The 19,550-nt window shown below is 53.2% G+C and carries 18 protein-coding genes; 6 read left to right on the top strand and 12 right to left on the bottom strand.

Features of this window, described 5'->3' with window-relative positions:
- Positions 1-356: 356 nt before the first annotated feature.
- Complete coding sequence (locus tag KO503_RS09560; RefSeq protein WP_215991330.1) at positions 357-776, top strand: acyl-CoA thioesterase; 420 nt, start codon at positions 357-359, stop codon at positions 774-776.
- 57 nt (positions 777-833) lie between these two features.
- Here the strand turns inward: KO503_RS09560 and KO503_RS09555 are convergent, their stop codons facing one another.
- The 11 genes from KO503_RS09555 to KO503_RS09505 form a co-directional block, all read right to left on the bottom strand.
- Positions 834-1,661 (bottom strand): ABC transporter ATP-binding protein, encoded by an 828-nt coding sequence (locus KO503_RS09555; RefSeq protein ID WP_215991329.1) that lies wholly within the window; start codon positions 1,659-1,661, stop codon positions 834-836.
- Positions 1,658-2,551 (bottom strand): ABC transporter ATP-binding protein, encoded by an 894-nt coding sequence (locus KO503_RS09550; RefSeq protein ID WP_215991328.1) that lies wholly within the window; start codon positions 2,549-2,551, stop codon positions 1,658-1,660. The genes KO503_RS09555 and KO503_RS09550 overlap by 4 nt, the downstream gene beginning before the upstream one ends.
- On the bottom strand, positions 2,548-3,360 hold the full coding sequence (locus KO503_RS09545; RefSeq protein WP_252731023.1) for an ABC transporter permease: 813 nt from the start codon (positions 3,358-3,360) through the stop codon (positions 2,548-2,550). The genes KO503_RS09550 and KO503_RS09545 overlap by 4 nt, the downstream gene beginning before the upstream one ends.
- Positions 3,361-3,403: 43 nt before the next feature.
- Positions 3,404-4,411 (bottom strand): ABC transporter permease, encoded by a 1,008-nt coding sequence (locus KO503_RS09540; protein ID WP_215991326.1) that lies wholly within the window; start codon positions 4,409-4,411, stop codon positions 3,404-3,406.
- Positions 4,412-4,476: 65 nt separating this feature from the next.
- A complete protein-coding gene (locus tag KO503_RS09535; RefSeq protein ID WP_215991325.1) occupies positions 4,477-6,015 on the bottom strand; it encodes an ABC transporter substrate-binding protein in 1,539 nt (512 codons plus the stop codon).
- A gap of 117 nt (positions 6,016-6,132) precedes the next feature.
- Positions 6,133-7,677: a phytoene desaturase family protein gene (locus KO503_RS09530; RefSeq protein ID WP_215991324.1), complete on the bottom strand. Its 1,545-nt coding sequence runs from the start codon at positions 7,675-7,677 to the stop codon at positions 6,133-6,135.
- A gap of 3 nt (positions 7,678-7,680) precedes the next feature.
- Complete coding sequence (locus tag KO503_RS09525) at positions 7,681-9,231, bottom strand: indolepyruvate oxidoreductase subunit beta family protein (protein ID WP_215991323.1); 1,551 nt, start codon at positions 9,229-9,231, stop codon at positions 7,681-7,683.
- 11 nt (positions 9,232-9,242) lie between these two features.
- A complete protein-coding gene (locus KO503_RS09520) occupies positions 9,243-11,387 on the bottom strand; it encodes an indolepyruvate ferredoxin oxidoreductase subunit alpha (protein WP_215991322.1) in 2,145 nt (714 codons plus the stop codon).
- Positions 11,388-11,435: 48 nt separating this feature from the next.
- Positions 11,436-11,882: a MarR family winged helix-turn-helix transcriptional regulator gene (locus tag KO503_RS09515; RefSeq protein WP_215991321.1), complete on the bottom strand. Its 447-nt coding sequence runs from the start codon at positions 11,880-11,882 to the stop codon at positions 11,436-11,438.
- Positions 11,879-13,444: a phytoene desaturase family protein gene (locus KO503_RS09510; protein ID WP_215991320.1), complete on the bottom strand. Its 1,566-nt coding sequence runs from the start codon at positions 13,442-13,444 to the stop codon at positions 11,879-11,881. The genes KO503_RS09515 and KO503_RS09510 overlap by 4 nt, the downstream gene beginning before the upstream one ends.
- Positions 13,445-13,462: 18 nt before the next feature.
- Positions 13,463-14,257, bottom strand: coding sequence for a cyclase family protein (locus KO503_RS09505; RefSeq protein WP_215991319.1), 795 nt, complete (start codon positions 14,255-14,257; stop codon positions 13,463-13,465).
- A 341-nt stretch (positions 14,258-14,598) separates the two neighbouring features.
- On the opposite strand from KO503_RS09505, the gene KO503_RS09500 reads away from it, so the two are divergent.
- The 3 genes from KO503_RS09500 to KO503_RS09490 are packed head-to-tail and all read left to right on the top strand — an operon-like array spanning position 14,599 to position 16,731.
- A complete protein-coding gene (locus KO503_RS09500; protein ID WP_215944898.1) occupies positions 14,599-15,024 on the top strand; it encodes a cupin domain-containing protein in 426 nt (141 codons plus the stop codon).
- Between the two features lie 58 nt (positions 15,025-15,082).
- Positions 15,083-15,925: a fumarylacetoacetate hydrolase family protein gene (locus KO503_RS09495; RefSeq protein ID WP_215991318.1), complete on the top strand. Its 843-nt coding sequence runs from the start codon at positions 15,083-15,085 to the stop codon at positions 15,923-15,925.
- Positions 15,922-16,731: an SDR family NAD(P)-dependent oxidoreductase gene (locus KO503_RS09490; protein ID WP_215991317.1), complete on the top strand. Its 810-nt coding sequence runs from the start codon at positions 15,922-15,924 to the stop codon at positions 16,729-16,731. Before KO503_RS09495 ends, KO503_RS09490 begins: the two co-directional genes overlap by 4 nt.
- Positions 16,732-16,780: 49 nt before the next feature.
- On the opposite strand, the gene KO503_RS09485 is transcribed toward KO503_RS09490, so the two are convergent.
- The gene (locus KO503_RS09485) at positions 16,781-17,245 is read right to left on the bottom strand and encodes a MarR family winged helix-turn-helix transcriptional regulator (RefSeq protein WP_215944901.1); all 465 of its coding nucleotides are present in this window, start codon (positions 17,243-17,245) and stop codon (positions 16,781-16,783) included.
- 612 nt (positions 17,246-17,857) lie between these two features.
- Here KO503_RS09485 and KO503_RS09480 point away from each other — a divergent pair.
- A complete protein-coding gene (locus KO503_RS09480) occupies positions 17,858-18,898 on the top strand; it encodes an NAD(P)-dependent alcohol dehydrogenase (RefSeq protein ID WP_215991316.1) in 1,041 nt (346 codons plus the stop codon).
- Positions 18,899-19,379: 481 nt separating this feature from the next.
- On the top strand, positions 19,380-19,550 hold the full coding sequence (locus KO503_RS17780) for a hypothetical protein (RefSeq protein ID WP_252731022.1): 171 nt from the start codon (positions 19,380-19,382) through the stop codon (positions 19,548-19,550).

The raw sequence follows: 19,550 nt of genomic DNA, 5'->3' as shown, positions 1-19,550 counted from the left end.
ATTGGCGAGTGTCAGACTCGCTATAATGCTTTAAGTTTAAAGTTAATGAGTGATGGGATGCCTGTCAACAGATAAGCTGAGGGAATTTTGTGGCCCGTGGGGTGAGTAAAGTCGTTATAATGTATTGTTATTAGTGTATTTATTTTCCTTATGGCAAAGGTATGTGATGATTTTTGGATAGGGTTTTAAAATTTTTTGTAGCATTTCGTATAGAAAATGGGCTGTCCGCCGTTTGATTGAAACATCATTTGACTTTGGAATACATTTTAAACATAAATAAAAGTGAAGCGTGGCTTGCATGGGTCGCTGCCCTTTTGCATAGGGCGGGATTCTGCAATTTTTGAGAGGAAATCAATATGCCCTTTACGATGACCAAACCAATGCGTTTTGGCGATTGCGACCTTACAGGCATCGCGTATCACCCTGCTTATTTATCCTATCTTGTCGATGTAAACGAGGCAATGTTCGCGTCTTTTGGCGTGCCATGGAAAGAGCTCATGTTTGAGCGTCATCTGGGGTTGCCGAGTGTCAAAATGAACATCGAATTCAAAAAACCTGCCGTTTATGGCGATCTGCTTGAATTCAATGTGCATGTGCGCAAAATCGGAAAATCTTCGCTTGATCTTTACACTGTGGTGACTGTGGATGGCGATGTGATCTGGACGATCGAGCAGTTGATTGTGATGACCTCGACCAAGGATCATAAGTCACACCCATGGCCGGATGATTGCCGTGCGGGGCTTGAGAAATATTTGCACCCTGAATTGGCCAAATGATTTAGAGTGCAATTGGGTGGGCCAAAGATCATAGGCCCACCCATAAATATATAGAAATTATTCGAACCAGCTATCATCTATTTCAGGACGCGGGATCGCGCCAAGCAAGGCCTTGGTGATGTCTGATTTTGGGTGCTCAAAAACGGTTTGCACAGGCCCGCTGTCTACGATTTCACCGTGGTTCAAAACAATGACATCATCGCATAAATGACGGATCACCGATAGATCGTGACTGATAAACGCAACGGTCAGCCCCATGTCTTTGGCCAGTGTTTTCAGCAACGACAGAACCTGCGCCTGACTTGACACATCTAGCCCAGATACAATTTCATCGGCCAAAATAAAGCGGGGCTCCAATGCGATTGCGCGAGCGATACCAACGCGTTGCCGCTGTCCGCCCGACAATTCATGCGGATAGCGATCGGCAAAGGATTCAGGCAGTCCGACCTTTTCCAAGGCTTTCAATGCATCCGCGCGGGTGCCACCGCGGCGATACCGCTTCATCGGTTGCGCGATGATACGCCAGACTTTGTGACGCGGATTCAGCGATGACATCGGGTCTTGGAAAATCATTTGCAGATCGCGGCGCAGCGGACGCAGCGCATCTTCATCTAACGCACCAATATCTTTTCCGTCAAAAGTAACTTGGCCTGCGTCAGGCGCTAGAAGGCGTACCAATACACGGCCAAGAGTCGATTTTCCTGACCCGCTTTCCCCGACAATGCCTGTGATGCGTCCTTCGGGCAGGTCAAGCGTGAGGCCTTTCAGGACTTCAATGCGCGGAGCTGCACCAAACAGTGGCCTATGCGCGCGATCAGGGAACGACAGGTGCAGACCCTTGATTGAAAACAACGCAGGTTGTGGGGGTGTCATCACGTCGGTCATGGCTGCGCCCTTTTCGAAAATCTGTCGTCATCTGCCTGTATCTCGCGGTGTAATTCGGCAATCAACGCGGGTGGAACAGGGCGGAACGGCTCGATGCTGGCATTTGGGGTTGGGGTCGCGGCGATCAGCGCGCGGGTATAGGCATGTTCTGGATTTTCAAAAATGTCACGCGTGGGTGCATCTTCGACAACCCGTCCGCCAAACAATACTGTGACTTTTTGACTGATCTTGGCGACAACGCCCATGTCATGCGTGACAAAAAGAACGCCTGTGCCTGTTTCTTGTTGCAGTTCACGAATGAGGCGCAAGATTTCCTTTTGTACCGTAACATCCAGCGCTGTGGTCGGTTCATCGGCCACGATCAGGCGCGGAGAGGGCGCAAATGCGGCGGCAATCAAAATGCGCTGACGCATGCCACCAGACAGTTCATGCGGATAGCTGTTCAATACGCGGTCTGGATTTCGGATATGAACGCGGTCCAGCAATTCGCGGGTGCGGGCAAGCGCGCGGGCCTTGGTCCAGCCGTGGATGCGCGTCAGCGGATCCGTGATCTGCGGCCCGATTTTGCGCACAGGGTTCAGCGCGGTCAGCGGATCTTGAGGGATCAAAGCAGATGTTTGGGCAATCGTTTTGCGTCGCGTGGCTGGGGTCAGCGCATTCAGATGCGTGCCTTCTAGTAAAATCTCGCCTTGGCTGATTGAGATCCCAGTCGGCAGAATGCCCAGCACAGCCTTGCCGATCATGGATTTGCCCGCACCACTTTCCCCGACAAGGGCGCGCACCTCGCCGGGTTCTAATGACAACGAAACATCGCGCAGCAGACGGTGGCCATTGGGCAGGGTGACGTTCAGGTTAATGATATCAAGTGTTTTTGCGTGAAGATTGTTCATTTCAGCACCGGATCAAATTGTTTCTTTAGGCCTTCGCCAAGGGTCGAAAAGCTGAGAACGGTGAGGAAAAGTGCGATCAGCGGGAACAGCAAAACCCACCATGCAAAGTGAATTGCGCCGCGGCCTTCGGAAATCATCGAGCCCCAAGTCGGATCATCTGATGAAATAGACAGATTCACAAAGCTCAAGATCGCCTCGACGATCACAGCGATGCCCATTTCAAGCGCCAAAAGTGCAATGATTGACGGCAAAACATTTGGCAGTATTTCACTGAGCAGCGTCGCCATACGCCGTGCGCCGCCAATGCGCGCGCTGTCGACATAGTCCATCTGCGCCTGCACCATCGTTTCCGCGCGGATCACGCGGGCAAAGCGGGTCCAGTCAATCAGTGCAATTGCGAAAATAACCGATGTCAGCCCCGTGCCGATCACAGCCACCAAAAGAACGGCAAACAAAACGGGGGGAAAGGCCATCCAAATATCGACCAGCCGCGAGATAACGCGGTCCCACCACCCGCCATAGTAGCCAGCGATCAGCCCAAGTGTAGATCCGAAAATCCCTGTGCTAAAGGCTGCAATGACGCTGACAAATAGGGCAATCCGAGCGCCATAGATCATACGCGATAGCACATCTCGGCCCAGACTATCAGTGCCAAGCAGGTGTCCCGGCTCGGACCCGTCGATGAAAAAGGGCGGTAAACGTTCCAACATCAAATCTTGGGCGAGCGGGTCGTGCGGCGCGAAAATCGGAGCAAAAACAGCCGCGATTATCAGTGTGGCAATCCACAACAGTGGAAGCCAAAGGCGCAAATTTCTGACCTTGAACCGCATGGGGCGGGGGGAATATGTTGCATCAACCATTACGCAGCCTCGGGTTTAGAAAAGTGTAGGACAGATCAACCAGCAGGTTGATCACGGTAAACAAGGCAGCGAACAGTAAAACAATGCCTTGGATCAATGGCAGATCACGATTGATCACCGCATCAATGGCCATATTTCCGAGGCCTTCATAGGCAAACAGGCGCTCTACAATCACGGTGCCGCCGATCAGGAATGTGAACTGGACGCCGACCAAGGCCAAAGTCGGCAAGGCGGCATTTTGCAAGGCTTCGCGCAGAATGACGGATGTTTCCGAGAAGCCGCGCACGCGGGCCAGTGTGGTGTAATCTTGGTTCAAAACTTCTTTCAGGTTTTGTTTCAGCAACTGGGCAATCATTGCGGCCAAAGGCAGCGCAAGGGACATTGCTGGCATGAGCATATGTGAGAACGTCGAGCTGACAACATCCCACCGCCCGCGCAAAAGGCCCTCAAAAAAGTAAAAGTTGGTCGTGAAGTCAATATCCAACCGTGGATCAACGCGCCCCGAAATTGACAGGACCGGCCAGAGAACGCCAAAGAGCAGCACAAAGATTAACCCCCACAAAAAGTCGGGAATAGACAGCACTGCACCGGTGGTCAGGTCCAACCCGACTTCGGTGCCTGTGCTACGCTTGCGTGCGCCAATCACCGCGACAAGGCCGCCGAGTGCCAAGGCAATCAACAGGGCCATCAGCGACAGCTCTAACGTGGCGGGCAAACGCCCCAAGACCAACTCATCAACGGGTTGGCGCAGGGTGATCGAGGTGCCAAAATCGCCTTGTATCACGCCGCCGATCCAGATCATAAATTGATGCGGCAGGCTTTTGTCAAACCCGTAGAGTGCAGTCAGCGCTGCGATATCTTCCTCGGTGGCGCCAGGGGGCAGCATCATCGAAATCGGATTGCCTGGGGCAACACGTACCAGCGTGAACACGACCACGGCGACACCAAATAGGGTGATCGCGGTCGTGAGCAGCCGCACAAACACGGTTTTCAAAAGCATAGTAATCTTTCTGAGTTTTGGCCTCGGACTGCAGGACGCTCAGTCCGAGGTTTTGCCTAATGAAATCAGGCTTTGGTGATCGCTTGTGGTAGCAAATCACCTGAGGTGTAGGGCGTCACCGCCAAGGAAGACGCGTAGACAACTGGCATCACATATTGCAAAATCGGAATGACATAGCCCTCTTCAGCGATATAACGCGACACATCTTTGAAGCCTTGAATGCGGTTGTCTTCATCAGGCTCTACAAACAGCGGCCCGATCTTTTCAATCAAATCAGGGCTGTCCCATACCGCATGGGGTGAGGGGCCGAACATGGAAAAACCAGTCGATGTTGACGGGTCGCCGATCGAGTTGCCCCAGTTGTAAAATGCGGCAGGTGCCAATGTGTCTGTGGCGCGCAGCTCGTAGTGTTTCGCGATCTCGTAGACTTCGATCTCGGCCTCGATGCCCACCTTGCGCCACATGCCAACGATGGCTTGAATCATCTCATAATCTTTGGGTTTGAAACCACGAGTTGTTTGAATGGTAAAGGTCACAGGATTGTCCGTGGAATACCCCGATGCCGCAAGCAGTTCTTTCGCTTTTTCAACATCATAGTCAAAAGTAATGCTGTCGTCATAGGCCGCGTATCCGGGTGCTTCGAGTGTGGCCAATGGCACGCCATAACCACGTAGCAAACGGTCGATGATCAACTGCTTGTCGATAGCGTGATGCGCTGCGAGGCGTACGTTTTTATCCAGCATGACGTCGATGTCATTGAGAAAAATCATACCGATATCAGTGACCGGAATGGCTTCGCCAGACAGGCCGTCTTTGGCAATCAAACGGTCATATTCTTCATAAGGCATGTTCGAAGTGACGTCGGAATTACCTGATTCAATCTCGGCCACACGAGAAGCCGCATCGGTGACGAATTTGACTGTTACTGTTTCAAATTCAGGTGCGCCTCCCCAGTAGTCGGCAAAGGCTTTCAGGCGGACATATGCGCCTTGCTCAAAGGCATCGACCATATAAGGGCCAGTGCCGATTGGAGCTTTTTCGAACCCTTCGGCGCCGACCTCTTCGTAGTATTTCTTGGGCAAGATAAAGGCTGTGAGAAAGGCCATCCATTTGAACAATGCGGGTTCAAAGCTCAGCACATCTGCTGTGATGACATTACCATCTACGGTGAAGTTGCCGATTTTGGACCAGACGAATTGCATCGGGTTGCCCGTGTCAGGATTGGCTGCGCGTTCCAGCGACCAGATGACATCTTCGGGGGTGAAGTCATCGCCATTGTGCCATTTGACGCCTTCGCGCACGGTCATTGTGAGCTTGGTTTTGTCATCGCTAAAGCCCCAGTCGGTCAACAGTCCGGCGTCGAATGTTAAGTCGGGGCGCTGTGCAATGTAGCGGTCATAAACGGCGAGATAAATGGATTGCAGTGCAGGATTTACAGCTGCAGGGCCTGTGGTTGGGTCCCAGCTTTGGACAGGGACGTTATAGGCGATTGTCAGGCTGTCGGTCCCTTGCGCAGACAAGGGAATGCCACTTGCGAATAGGGCGGTCAGTGCGGCTGACGTTCCTATAAATCCACGGCGGGTAAGGTCTGATTTGGCAGTCATCTTGTATACTCCTGTTGAGAGGGTAAGGCTCGGTTTCCGAGTTCGTTTTATAGAGTCACTTTATGGATATTATTTCAAATATAAAGTAAAAACTGTGTGCGGAGTGATCGTCTTTTGCTATTTGATTGTTTGTGCAGCAAAAAAACCTGACGCGGCCCCCGTGCCCGCGCCGGGCCACGTCGCAGCGCCAATCAAATGCAGGCCTTTGATTGGTGTGTGCCCATCGGCAAAGCCGCGCAACGGACGGAATAAAAAGTTTTGGGTCAAGTGATGTGACCCGCAAATCTGATCGCCGCCCACAAGGTTGGGATTGTCTGCCTCTAAATCCTCAGGGGATACGACGTGCTGTGCAAGAATGGTGGCTCGGAATCCAGGGGCTTGCTCTTCGATCAAATCCAGCACGCGCTCCGACATTGGTTCTTTCGCATTATCCCAATTTTTATGAAGTATTTCACCTTTTGCATCACCTTTTATAGCGGCAGGCACAACGCGGGCCTGCACCCATAGGGTGTGTTTTCCCTCGGGCGCGCGAGTGGGATCAAATAGGGTGGGTTGTCCCACGACAAGCAAAGGCGTTTCAGGCAGCAACCCTGCAACAGCTTGCGCATAGGTCTGGGACGCGGTGTCAATGGACCGCCCAATGTGGACATAGGCAAATTCCTTAAGCGGTTCTGCCAGCCACGGCACTGGGGCATCAAGGGCAAGATGCAACATCATTGTTCCCGGTGCATGGCGGAACTTTTCCATGCCTTTATCAAAACGCGTATCGGCGGTTGGGCCCGCCAGACGCGATAGGTGTTTGGGCGCCAGCCCAGCAAGTATAATTGAAGTATCAATTATTTTCCCATTCGCCTCAACGCCGGTAACTTTCCCGTTTGTGTGGCAAATACGTGTGACTTCGGTGTTGCATTCAATCTGCCCGCCGTGAGATTCAATCATCGAAACCAGCGCGCGCGTGGCGCTATCTGCACCGCCTTTGCCGATAACCATTCCCATAGCTTGCCCCCCCATTGCCTCGAGATAGGGGAAGATCGCACCGCCTGCGATATCGGGGGCGAAATCAAGGTGCATTCCCCATGTGGACAGGGCTGTGCGCAAGCGGGGATCTTCAAAGGTGTTGTCCAGCCAATCGCGCGGAGAGCTTATCAAAAACTGGGCAACTTCAATGGCTTTGGATGTGCCAAGAGAGCGCCAGGTTTTCCACAGAAACTTTGCCAATGGCCAACGTCGCATCGGAGTTCCCAACAATCCGCCAACCACGCCAGCGCGTTCTGGAAATTCAGCCATCAAATTACGCCAAGTCTCTTTGTCGGCCTCGTTGGAAAAGCTGCTGAGAGTTTCTTCAAGGTCGGTTGTTACGCCGATATGGTCGCCCGGCTCTAGGGCTTGGGCGAACGGGTGGCTGATAGGGACTAACGCGAACCCGTGTCGTGCCATTTCTTCGCCGTGACGGGCCATGAATTGCGACCCTGCGAACATCGATAGGTTCATCGCGGCGATATCGTGGCGAAACCCTTTTTTCGTCAACTCTTCAGTGCGCACCGCGCCACCAGCGGTTGGGCCGCGTTCCAGCACCCGCACGGGTGTGCCGCGCGCGGCCAAATCCGCGGCCGCCACCAACCCGTTGATCCCAGCGCCAATGATTACAACAGGTTCGGTCATGGCCTACCTCGCAAAGCTTTTGACAGTTTCAAGCGCGCCGTCCAATGCATCGCCCTTGACATCATCAAGAGCCGCCACACGCAGGCGGCGCATCCAATCTGCTCCATCGCTGCGGCCTACGAGCATATCCAATGCGCCCATGACGCGGGCAAATTTGGAATGTCCGCGCACATGGGTGTCGGAATAGCCTTTAATCAGGCGGTAGTTTGTCAGGATTTCTATGGCCATTGCAGGATTGTCTTTTGCCACTGAAAGCACCGTTTTGAACCACGTATCGACATGGTCCATTTCGCTTTTATGGCGCAGCAATTTGCGGCGGTAGGGGCGCAGAGATGACACGATCCACAGCATAAGAAAACCGCTTAGACTATCGGTGCGCACGCGGCGGCCTTTGTCAAAATGCTTGGTGTAGAAAGCCTCAAGCCCTTTACGTCTTTGCAGCCAGCGTCCGATGCTGGTGGGTAATGTGGTGGTGAACTCTTCGAAACGCGGGTGAAAATATTCGGTGACCATCAAAAGTTGATCGTCTTTCACAACGACCTCGTTTTTGACCCGCTCCATACGCGAGGCACGGGTTTTGATATCGGCCACGCGCAGGATATCGTCGTAGCACAGAGCGCGCGCATAGTATTTGGCGGCACAAATGCTCAGATCAAAAGGCGCCACATCAAGAGCGGCGATTTGTTCGACCATATCTAGATAATCTGCGCCGTAGTCGATGTCTTGATAATCGACGACTTTTTGCAGACCCAAGCCGACCATCTCATGGGTTTCTTGCGGCAGGTTGGCGATGCGGACCTCTAAGGCCGTCCATTTCGATTTCAGATTTTTCGGCACATTTAGAACAGGCAGAATGACCGCAGGCGCATCTTCGACAGTGGGCGCTGCTTTGTCGCCTTTGGCAATGTCATAGGCATCACCGAATGCGCGCAGGCTGGCGTCGACGCCGCGCCCTGACGCGCGAATGACATCTTCGAAGCTTTCACGTGAAAAGGGCAGGGAGCCAGAGCCTGCAAGTGCCCCCAATAGAGACGATGAAATAACCGATCCTGCCGCTTTGGCGACCGTTTCCATATCAAACGCAACGACGTGATCTGCGGCGATGCCCATTGCTTCGATCACTTCTGCGCCGTCGACGCGGCCATCGCCTGCGTGGATTTTTTCCGACACAGCCGGGATACGGTGGGTAGAGGCGATCAACGTTGTGCGACCCGGTGTGACGAAGCCGCGCATAATGGCGCGTCCGCCCTCCATCAATTCGGAGGCCATTAAAATATCGACATCGCCAATGGATGGAGACAGCGAAAACACAGGTGTGCGGCCTGTATCGCGGCACATTTCGACGTAATAAATCGTCGCGCCTGTCCGCTGCGCCACACCCGCAACAGATGTGGATTGGGCGCGGTATCCGTTGGCTTCGGCCACTGCGACGATCCAGTTCGTCAATACGCCGCCGCCTTGGCCCCCCACCGCAAGGGCGGCAAGGGTGATGATTTTTTCTCCGTCAGGCCCGGGCGAACGGCGTGCGATGATAGGGGCTGCTTGCATGTTCATGATTTTGGTCCTTAGGCAAATGCAACGCGTTTGGCGTCGCGGCGGCTTTGTAGCCAAGAGATGATTTTTTGGCTTCGTTTCGCGCGTCTTTGTTCAGATGCGCTTGGGTTTGAAACGATTTCTGCTTGGAAGAAAGACGGACATAGCACGGCCGCGTCTGCCACTTCGCCGCAGTTGCCGCAGCCCACACAGGTTTGGTCGATGGCGGCGACGGGATCATCACGCAAGGGATCGCCTGTGTCTTTGACGGAAAGCGATGGACAGCCCGACAGACGCATACAGGCGTGATCGCCGGTGCAAATGTCTTCGTCAACGCCGAAACGGGGGCGCACAACGCGTTTGCCGTCTTTGGCGGCTTTGGCCAATTCGGGTTTCACGCGGCGCTGTTTGTTCAGCATGCATTCCGAGGAAGCAACAATGACCTTTGGGCCGGTTTCTTCGGTCGTGAGCGCTTCTTTCAATGTATCGCGGACTTTGGTCACGTCATAGGTGTGGTCGATGTGACGGATCCATTTCACGCCAATGCCCTTACAGGCGTCGACGATGGAATTCTGGGTTTGCTTGGTTTTATTATTGGCCCGCGAGGACAGGTTGTCTTGCCCACCTGTGGCGGCGGAATAGAAGTTATCGACGATCACGATCACATTGTCGGATTTATTAAACACCGCGTTCCCGATTGAGCTGGTCAGACCGTTGTGCCAAAACCCACCATCGCCAACAAAGGAAATGGATCTACGCCCACCTTCGTTTTCATTGTGAAACGCGGCTGCGGATGCTGGTCCAAGGCCGTAGCCCATTGTTGTCGAGCCCAGATTGAAGGGCGGCATGATCGAGAACAGGTGGCACCCGATGTCAGAGGAAATGTGGTGTTCGCCCAATTCTTCTTCGACCAGTTTCGTTGCCGCAAAAATAGGGCGTTCAGGGCAGCCTGTGCAAAACCCTGGTGGGCGTGCGGGCAAGTTTTTTGACAGATCGGGGATGGCGACAGCTTGTTCGTTGCCGGCCGTTTTTGCGACAGGCAGCAAGCTTGGGGCGTGCGCGGTCAAAAACGCGCCAATGCCATCAACCATAACCTGACCTGTATATTCACCGCCCATCGGCAGGTGACCTTTGCCCTCCAGTTTGACGGATTTCCCTGCTTTATAAAGGATATGCCCGATCTGCTGCTCGATGTAATTTGGCTGACCTTCCTCAACAATAAGAACCGCATCCTTGCCTTCGCAGAACTCTGTGATTTGGCTATCAACCAGCGGGTAAACGCAGTTGAGAACCAGCATATCCATATCCGTTTGGCCATAAATATCAGCCAGCCCGAGGCGGTTCAGCGCGCGAATGAGGGTGTTATAGGTGCCGCCCTGTACGATCAATCCAACCTTTGAACCAGCTTTGCCAAAGCGTTCGTTGATTTCTTTCTCTAAGATAAAGTTTTTCGCAGCAGGCAGGCGTTTGGTGAGCTTTTCTTCTTCATGCAGATAGGTCGCTGGGGGCAGAACAATACGGTTCAGGTCGCGCGCAGGGTTTTCCAGCGCGTCGCTGACTGTCATGGCGGGGCGTTTGTTGTCTGCGGCTGGGAATTGTCCGTGAACGTGACAAGACCGAATGCCCATCTGCAACATGACAGGCGTGTTTGACACTTCGGACAATTCAAACCCGTCGCCAACTGCTTTTACAATTGCGGGCAAGTTCGGCCGAGGGTCCAGCATCCAGACCTGTGATTTCATCGCAAACGCATAGGTGCGCTCTTGCATGATCGATGACCCTTCGCCGTAATCTTCGCCGACGATAATCAACGCGCCCCCCGTCACTCCGCCAGAGGCAAGGTTGGACAGCGCATCCGAGGCGACATTGGTGCCCACGACAGATTTATACGTCACCGCGCCGCGAATGGGATAATGGACAGAGGCGGCGAGCATGGCCGTGGCCGTGGCCTCGCTTGCGGAGGCTTCAAAATGCACGCCCAGATCGCCCAAAATCTCTTGCGCGTCGGCCAGCACATCCATCAAGTGTGAAATAGGCGAGCCTTGATAGCCCCCGACATAGCCCACCCCATTTTCCAAGAGCGCTTTTGTGATGGCAAGAATGCCTTCACCGGCGAAAATATCCCCTTCACCTTGTTTGAGTTTTTGAACTTCCTTAGCGAATGATCTTTCGGCCATTTGCGCTCTCCTTATTGGGTGGTTCTAGTGTTCCAGCACAGATTTTGATTAAAAATCGTGGTGGCGAATGTCGTAAAAGATGCGCTGCAACAGTTGGTTAAACGTTGCGCGCTCGTCTGCGGATAAGGATGACAGCATGGTGTCGCGCATGCCCAACATGGCAGGCCATGCCGTTTCATAAGCGGCGCGGCCAGTGTCGCTGAGGCTGATCAAACGCACCCTGCTGTCGCCATCGCGGGCTTCTCGTTTTATCAAACCGGCAGCTTCCATCGCGTCCAATGTACGTGACAGCGTGGGTTGTTTGATGACGGTGAGCACCGACAGTTCGGATATTGTGCAGGGGCTGTGATCGACAAGCACAACCAGCGCACGCATTTGCGCGACGGATACGCCGACGCCTTTGAGCGCTGCCTCGACACCTTTGTTGTAGCGGGCCATAATCCTGTTCATGAGGTAGGGCGTGAACTCTTCTAGGTCTTCAGTATGGTTGCTCATGCGCCCAACTCCTTGGCCGCGAGAAACCCTGATCCGCCAGACAGCCCTGGGCCGGGGTGTGTTGACGCGCCGATGTGATAGAGGTTTTTGATGCCTGTCTCGTGGCGCACTGTGTCGCTAAAGGGGCGCCACGCAAAGAATTGTTCGATTGAGCAGGCACCGCCATAAGGATCGCCGCCGACAAGGTTCATATTATAGCCCTGCAAGTCAGCGGGCGATATTGCGCGGCGGGTCACGATTTGGTCTGTGAAACCTTCGATGTGTTGCGCTAAAATCGCCTCAACACGGTCTGCATAGGCCTCGCGAATGGACTCAGACCATTGGCCGTCTGCGGGTGCTTCAATTTCGTTGCGCGCATCGCCTTTGATGTGGCGGGGGGCCTCGGGCATTTGCAGCCATAAGACGGTTTTGCCTTCTGGGGCGCGTGTTGGATCAGCGGCGCAGGGTTGGCCGACGCAGATGGTTGGTTGATCGGGTAGCATGCCGCGCTCGGCTTCGTTGCCAGCTTTCGACACGCCGTCTAGTCCAGAGGTGAGGTGCAACAACTGCACGTCCTCTAACCCTTCAGTTTTCCATTTCACAGGCCCGTCTAAAAGGTAATGAAGTTGGAAATTTCCATTACCATAACGATATTTACGCAGATCGTTTTGTTTTGTCGGGGTGGGGGCGAGTGTTTCATACAATTGGTTTGGCGTGACCGATGCCAGTACTTTGCCAGCCTTAATCGTTTCGCCGCTGGCAAGCTTTAACCCCTCGGCTTTTCCGTTACGCACCATCACCTCAGACACTTCGGTTGACGTGTGGATCGTTCCGCCGTTTTCTTCGATAATGGCGATCAGGCCGCGTACCATATTTGCAGCGCCGCCTTTGACGATGGGCGCGCTTGCCGCCTCTAGTGCGAAACCAATGACTTGACCCATTTGCCCCGAAAATGCTGCTTCGGGGGCAAGGCCAGCGTGAAGACACCACGGTGCCCAAAGCGCACGGGTCAGGTCGCTTTCAAAAGATGTTTCAAGCCATCCGCGCATGGACTGCAATGCACCGCCCATTGTTGTGGCTAGGCCGCGGGGTTTGCGTTTCCACGCTTCTTTGCCCAACAGTTTTAGGGTTGATTTTGACCATGGGTCGCCGCCCATAAGGCCAAACAACAGCTCTGCATCCGCGCCAAATGCGTCCAAATCGGCAGACAGTTGTTGTCCGTCTCCCGCATTTGCCGCATCAAACGCCGCGATATTTGCTGCGCGATCGGTTTTGTAGGTCAGGGCGCGGCCATCAGGGAGCAACACTCCCGTTGGCGTGCTTGTGGCGCAAAACTCGACCCCGTGGCGCGCCAGATCTGCGCCAAGTTCCGCATGGGCGCCGCCCGTGACCCAAAGAACAAATGTGGTGGCAAGGGGATCATAAGTGACCCCCTCGGCCAGTGTTTCAGAGCGCACGCACCCACCCGCAACGGTCTCTCGTTCAAACAGTGCAACCTTTTTGCCTGATTTAGACAGCAGTGCGCCTGCCGCTAAGGAATTGATCCCGCTGCCAATAATGGCAATATCTATCGGTGCTGTCATGGTGCTACGCTCGTCAGTTTATGTTGTGGGAATAAGCGCGAGTGCACGGATGGGTGAACCTGTGCCGTTCACAATTTTAAGCGGTGCTGTCACAAGGATAGCGCCTTTAGCGGGCAGGGCGCTGAGGTTGGTCAGTGAAGCAAGGCCGTAGCGATTGTGTTTGTGCAAAAGGTTGTGGGCAGGAAAGGGAATTTCAAAGCCCCCAGCCGCGCCTGCATCCGTGCCAATGCACTGCGTGCCCCAGCCCAGTGCTTTTTTCTCTTCCATCAAATAAATGATGGCTTCGGCATTTGGTCCGGGGGTGTGAGGGCCTGTTTCATCCGCATTCAGAAACTTGTCTGCATCGGTGTTGTACTGGTCCCAATCCGTACGCATCAGCACCCATTCGCCTTCTTTGATCTCGCCGTGCTCGGCTTCCCATGCTTTGATATGCTCAGGTGTCAGCAAGAAATCGGGATCGGCTGCGGATTCTTTCGTGCAGTCAATAACATTGGCTGGGGCGACAAAATTTTGCGGCGCGATGGTGTCGACAGAGCCGTCAGGAAAATCTTTGCCCGTGATCCAGTGATGTGGCGCATCGTAATGCGTGCCGGAGTGTTCGCCCAGCTTTAGCCAATTCCAAGCCCAAAACGGACCGCGATCGCCGTATTTTGAAATTTCGTGGATTTCGATCTTTGGCGTGTCATCGGCCAATTCGGGGGGCAGTTTCAAAAGTGGTGTATCTGGGCCCAATGGGGCCGTGCAGTCGACGACTTTAATGGATCCGTCCAGAAGGCTGGAGGCAAGGCTGGCAAGTGTATCTTGTGTGGACATTGATGTGGCTCCCTGAAGTGTTTTTGTAGTTTCTGATCTGCTTTATATGCAAATACATATATCTAAATTCTTCAAGAGGAAAGTTTAATTCAGGTCGGATTAATTTTGTGAGATATTGTTTTTACGATGTATTTTTTCCAATACGATCAAAATATACGCATAATTTTCAATTATTACTGGTATTTTTGGCATCTTTTAATGCTGGCGTACTGTGTGGGGTTAAGCCTGTAATGTGTTTGTTGTGATTCATCTCCTCAATAAAATGATTGAAGTCTAAAATAAATTCTGCCAACATTAATATATGGCGGCGTGGGTCGCATTTAATTTAGGGAGGCATTTAAATGAGTGCTAAAGTTGTTCCTGTCGTAACGCGTTCAAGTGAATTGGACGATGGTACGTTGCAATCTGGCGAATGTGTGAGAAAATCAGGCGTTAGCCCGCAACACACACCGGCAACAAAAATCTGGTTTGGCCGTGTGAGTAACGAGCCCGGTCACCGTTCGCCACCGCATCATCACGAGGAATGCGAGACTGGCGGATATGTCCTGAAAGGGCATGGGCGCATTTATTTTGGCGATGATTACAAAGAATACACCGATCTGTATGAAGGTGATTTTGTTTTTGTTCCCCCGTATATGCCTCATGTCGAAGTGAACATGAGCACGACTGAAGAGCTGGTTTGGCTGACCTGCCGGACGCCTGACAATTTGGTGACAAACCTTCCCGATGTGCCAGACGAGGCCCTCGAAGGGTATCGCCGCGCTTAATCCAGACATCTCCCCCTTCGATGAAAACACGTCGAAGGGGCCTTAGAAAGGACGCTTCATGAAGCTTCTTCGCTATGGGCCTGTTGGCTCTGAACGCCCCGCTATTTTGGACGCTGACGGAGAGATCCGTGATCTGTCGGCTCATGTGAGTGATATTGACGGGGCAGCGCTTGCGCCCGCATCGCTTGAAAAACTCTCAAAGCTTGACCTGTCCTCTTTGCCGCTCGTTTCTGGGGCGCCCCGAATTGGGTCTGCGATTGCGCGGCCTGGAAAGTTTTTGTGTGTTGGTCTGAATTACGCCGATCACGCGCGCGAAACAGGCAAAGAACCCCCCGCTGAACCCGTTTTGTTTTCAAAGGCCACAACCGCGCTGTGTGGGCCAAATGATAATGTTGAAATTCCACGTGGTTCTGATCGCACAGATTGGGAAATTGAGCTGGGCATCGTGATTGGCAGTCGCGCCAAATATGTGGATGAGGCGGATGCGCTGGACTATGTGGCGGGCTATGCTTTGGTTAATGATGTGTCCGAGCGTCGCTTTCAATCAGAGCGCGGCGGCCAGTGGGTGAAGGGCAAAAGCCATGACACCTTTGGGCCTGTCGGTCCGTGGATGGTGACAAAAGACGAGATCGCAGATGTGCAAAACATTGATCTGTGGCTTGATATCGACGGAGAACGTCGCCAGACGGGAAATACCAAAACCATGATCTTCGGGGTTGCGCATTTGGTGCATTATATCTCGCAATTCATGACGCTTGAGGCTGGTGATATCATCGCAACAGGCACACCTCCCGGGGTTGGCTTGGGGATGAAGCCGCCCACATTCTTACGTGAAGGTCAGGTTGTCACGCTTGGTGCAAGCGGGCTGGGTGATCAACGCCAGCTTATGGTGCAAGCATGAGTATCAACTTCGAACAAATAAAATCAGCCCTAACCGATTTGTCGGGCAAAACCGCAATTGTCACAGGCGGTGCACGCGGTCAAGGCGCCGTGGAAGCTGAGCTTTTAGCCACTGCTGGCGCGGCGGTTTTGATCTGTGATGTGCTTGAAGAGGATGGCGCTGCTCTTGCGGCGCGCCTGTCATCAGAGGGGCAGCGGGTGAAGTTTCTCAAGCTTGATGTCACCTCTGAAAGCGAATGGGCTGCGGCGGTTGAATGCGCTCAGTCTTGGACGGGGCGCCTTGATATTCTTGTGAACAACGCAGGCATCATCAATCGCAAAATTATCGGTGATATGTCGGTTGATGAATGGCGCAAGGTGATGGACGTCAATGCGACAGGCAGTTTCATCGGTATCAAAACCTGTGCGCCAGCTATGGCCGCAAGCGGTGGGGGAAGTATTGTGAATATTTCGTCCAACAGCGGGTTTTCGGGTCATTATGATCCTGCGTATACGTCATCCAAATGGGCGCTGCGTGGATTGACGCGGAGCGCCGCGATGGAATTGGCTGATGATGGTATTCGCGTGAATGCGGTTTGTCCGGGGTTGATTGTGACGGACTTGAACCGTGAGTCCGCCCATCTTGGCCCGATGATTTCCATGACGCCTGCGCAACGTGCGGGCGAGGCCGAAGAAGTGGCGCAACTTGTGCTCTTCTTGGCGTCGGAAGGATCTGGATTTATCACAGGCGAAGACTTTGTGATTGACGGCGGGTTCACCGCTGGCGCTGGCTATCGCCGCGTCGCAAAAGAAACCGGCATTTTGTAGAGCCAAAATGTAGGGCGAAAGAATAAGCGCGCGGCTTTTAGCTTCGCGCTTATTCCTTATGGCGAATATCCAGCATAATCGAGATGGCGCGTGCTGCGTCAGGTTCGGACACGTCTTCAAACAATTCGTTGATCCAGATAAGATGTTCCGCCGCCATTTCATCCATTAAAGCCCGCCCCTCATCGGTGATACGCACCAAAAAGGCGCGCCTGTCACTTTTAAGGTTCGTGCGCTCAGCAAGTCCTTCGCTGACAAGGCGATCCACGACGCCAGTAACATTGCCGTTTGACACGACGAGATGCTGGGATAGCTCACTCATTTTCATGCCTTCAGGCGTGACATGCAGCGTGGCAAGCACGTCAAATCGCGGCAGTGTTGTATCGTACCCCGAGCGCAACCGTTCACGCAGCAAGCCTTCAACGTGGCGTGTGGCTTTTAACATCTGCAGCCAAAGTCGCAGACGCTGGCGGGCAAGGTTTTCGGAGGCGGTATCAGGTTTGGACGGGCTATCCATGTAATATCCCTAACTAAGTTGAAGGTAAGAACTTATTTTATGTATAAATTTTTTAAGCTGTAGGTAAAGTTAGTTCTTGGTGTTTGTGTGGTGTTAGATGCCAAGAAAACCATTTCGCTTAAATGATGTAAAGCAATTTCGCGCATAAAATCCAATGCAGTTTTGGCTGCAAGTCGGTCCTGAAATCAATCTCGGTGCCCTCACGCTTTACCGCGACATCCCGCCCTTCGAAGAAATCTCTCAACAAAGTCACAATGACCGCATGCCAATGTAGAAAGATGGCAAACATGGGTCACAATTCAAACATGGGGCACAATAGACACGCACGTTTCGCAACGACCGTCCATTTTTCAAGAGGGGGAATTGATTCTCATGTAGGGGCAAGGCGTCAGTTTTAGCTGTTGCTTGCTCAAATGGGGCAGGCTCCCTGTTCCAAGGGCCCCTATCTGCAATGCTTTGATAGGGATTGAGACGGGTCCTGATATAATTTTTGCCATTTATGAAGTCTGCCTCACACCTGTGAGGCTTCTCGCTATATACTGACGAAACTGATTGCGGCGCGGGGCTATGGCGGCAATCGGATAAAAGCAGCACGAAACGGGAGGCATAACAGTGGTCAAAGCACTTGTTCTTGAAGAAAAGGGAAAACTGAACATTCGGGATTTTCCTCTGACGCAGACCTTGGGGCCTGCCGATGTTCGTATCGGCATCCGTATCGTCGGCGTCTGCGGGTCTGATGTTCATTACTATACGCACGGGAAAATCGGACCTTTCGTTGTAAATGAGCCAATGATCCTCGGGCATGAAGCCGCGGGCGTCGTTCTTGAGATTGGCGCGGACGTGACGCATTTGAGAGTCGGTGATCGGGTCTGCATGGAGCCGGGTATTCCCGATGCAACATCGCGCGCTTCAAAGTTGGGCATTTACAACGTCGATCCATCCGTCAGCTTTTGGGCCACGCCGCCCGTGCATGGGTGCCTGACGCCTGAAGTCGTTCACCCTGCCGCGTTCACCTACCGGATTCCTGATCATGTGAGCTTTGCGGAAGGGGCAATGGTCGAGCCATTTGCAATCGGGATGCAAAGTGCACTGCGGGCGCGTATCCAACCAGGAGATATCGCGGTTGTCACCGGTGCGGGCCCAATTGGTATGATGACGGCATTGGCCGCCTTGGCGGGGGGCTGCGCTAAAGTTTATGTCGCTGATCTCGCGCAGCCCAAGCTGGACATCATCGGTGCCTATGAGGGCATCGAGACGATCAACATTCGCCAAAAATCCGCAGCCGAAACCATCGCCGAGGCCACCGACGGCTGGGGCGCAGATGTCGTTTTCGAATGCTCCGGTGCTGCGCCTGCCATTTTGGGGCTGCCTGCACTTGCGCGTCCGGGTGGGGCTGTGGTTCTTGTCGGGATGCCTGTCGATCCTGTGCCCGTTGATATCGTTGGTCTACAGGCCAAGGAACTCAGGGTTGAAACGGTGTTTCGCTACGCCAACATTTATGATCGGGCAATTGCATTGATCGCGGCGGGTAAAGTGGATCTCAATCCGCTGATTTCTGCCACGCTGCCGTTCAAGGACAGCGTCGCCGCCTTTGATCGCGCGGTTGAGGCCCGTGAGACAGATGTTAAAATCCAGATTGATATGCTGAACTGATATGTAAGAGGTTTGACGCTGAAAGATATCGCGGACGATACTGCGTAACGATGTGGGGCATCGGGGCATTAAGTCTCCGGTGCCCCGTTTGATTCTAGGTGCCTTATCATTCTTGGGGGCAAAGGCAGCATGGTGGTTTGAGTGAGGCAATCACTGATACAAATTAAACCGCATCGCTTGCGGAAAAGTATCAGGGGTTTTATAGATTCTCCGGCTATCGCAAGCCCCGCATTTTCACAGGGTCATAGTGTTACTTCTGTACATGGGACATCTAATTTTGCCCAATATGTTCTGCGCTGCAGCGAGGTGGCGATGCCGTGCCTTGCGTCTATCATTGAGGCTCAAGGTGGAGTTTTCACCAGTATGGGTAAGGGTGGCGTCACGGTTATCCGTTTCGCACCGTGCGCTGGCACTATCATCCTGAATACGAAATCCATCTCGTGGCGACCATGTTGGAGAGTTCTCCCCTGGTCAGCTCATTATGACAGGCCCAAACCTGCCGCAAAACTGGATCAGTGATATTGGATCTGCCGAGACAGTGCCGCAGGGTACAGAGGTGATCCAGTTCCCGCAGAGTATTGTCGACAAGCTTCTTGATGCTTTCCCTGAGGCGGCTGCCGCACAGTCGCTATTTGGTCTTGCCACGGTTTAG

Source organism: Pacificibacter marinus (genome assembly GCF_018860505.1).
Lineage (GTDB): Bacteria > Pseudomonadota > Alphaproteobacteria > Rhodobacterales > Rhodobacteraceae > Celeribacter > Celeribacter marinus_B.
This window is presented reverse-complemented; position numbering and strand designations above follow the sequence as displayed.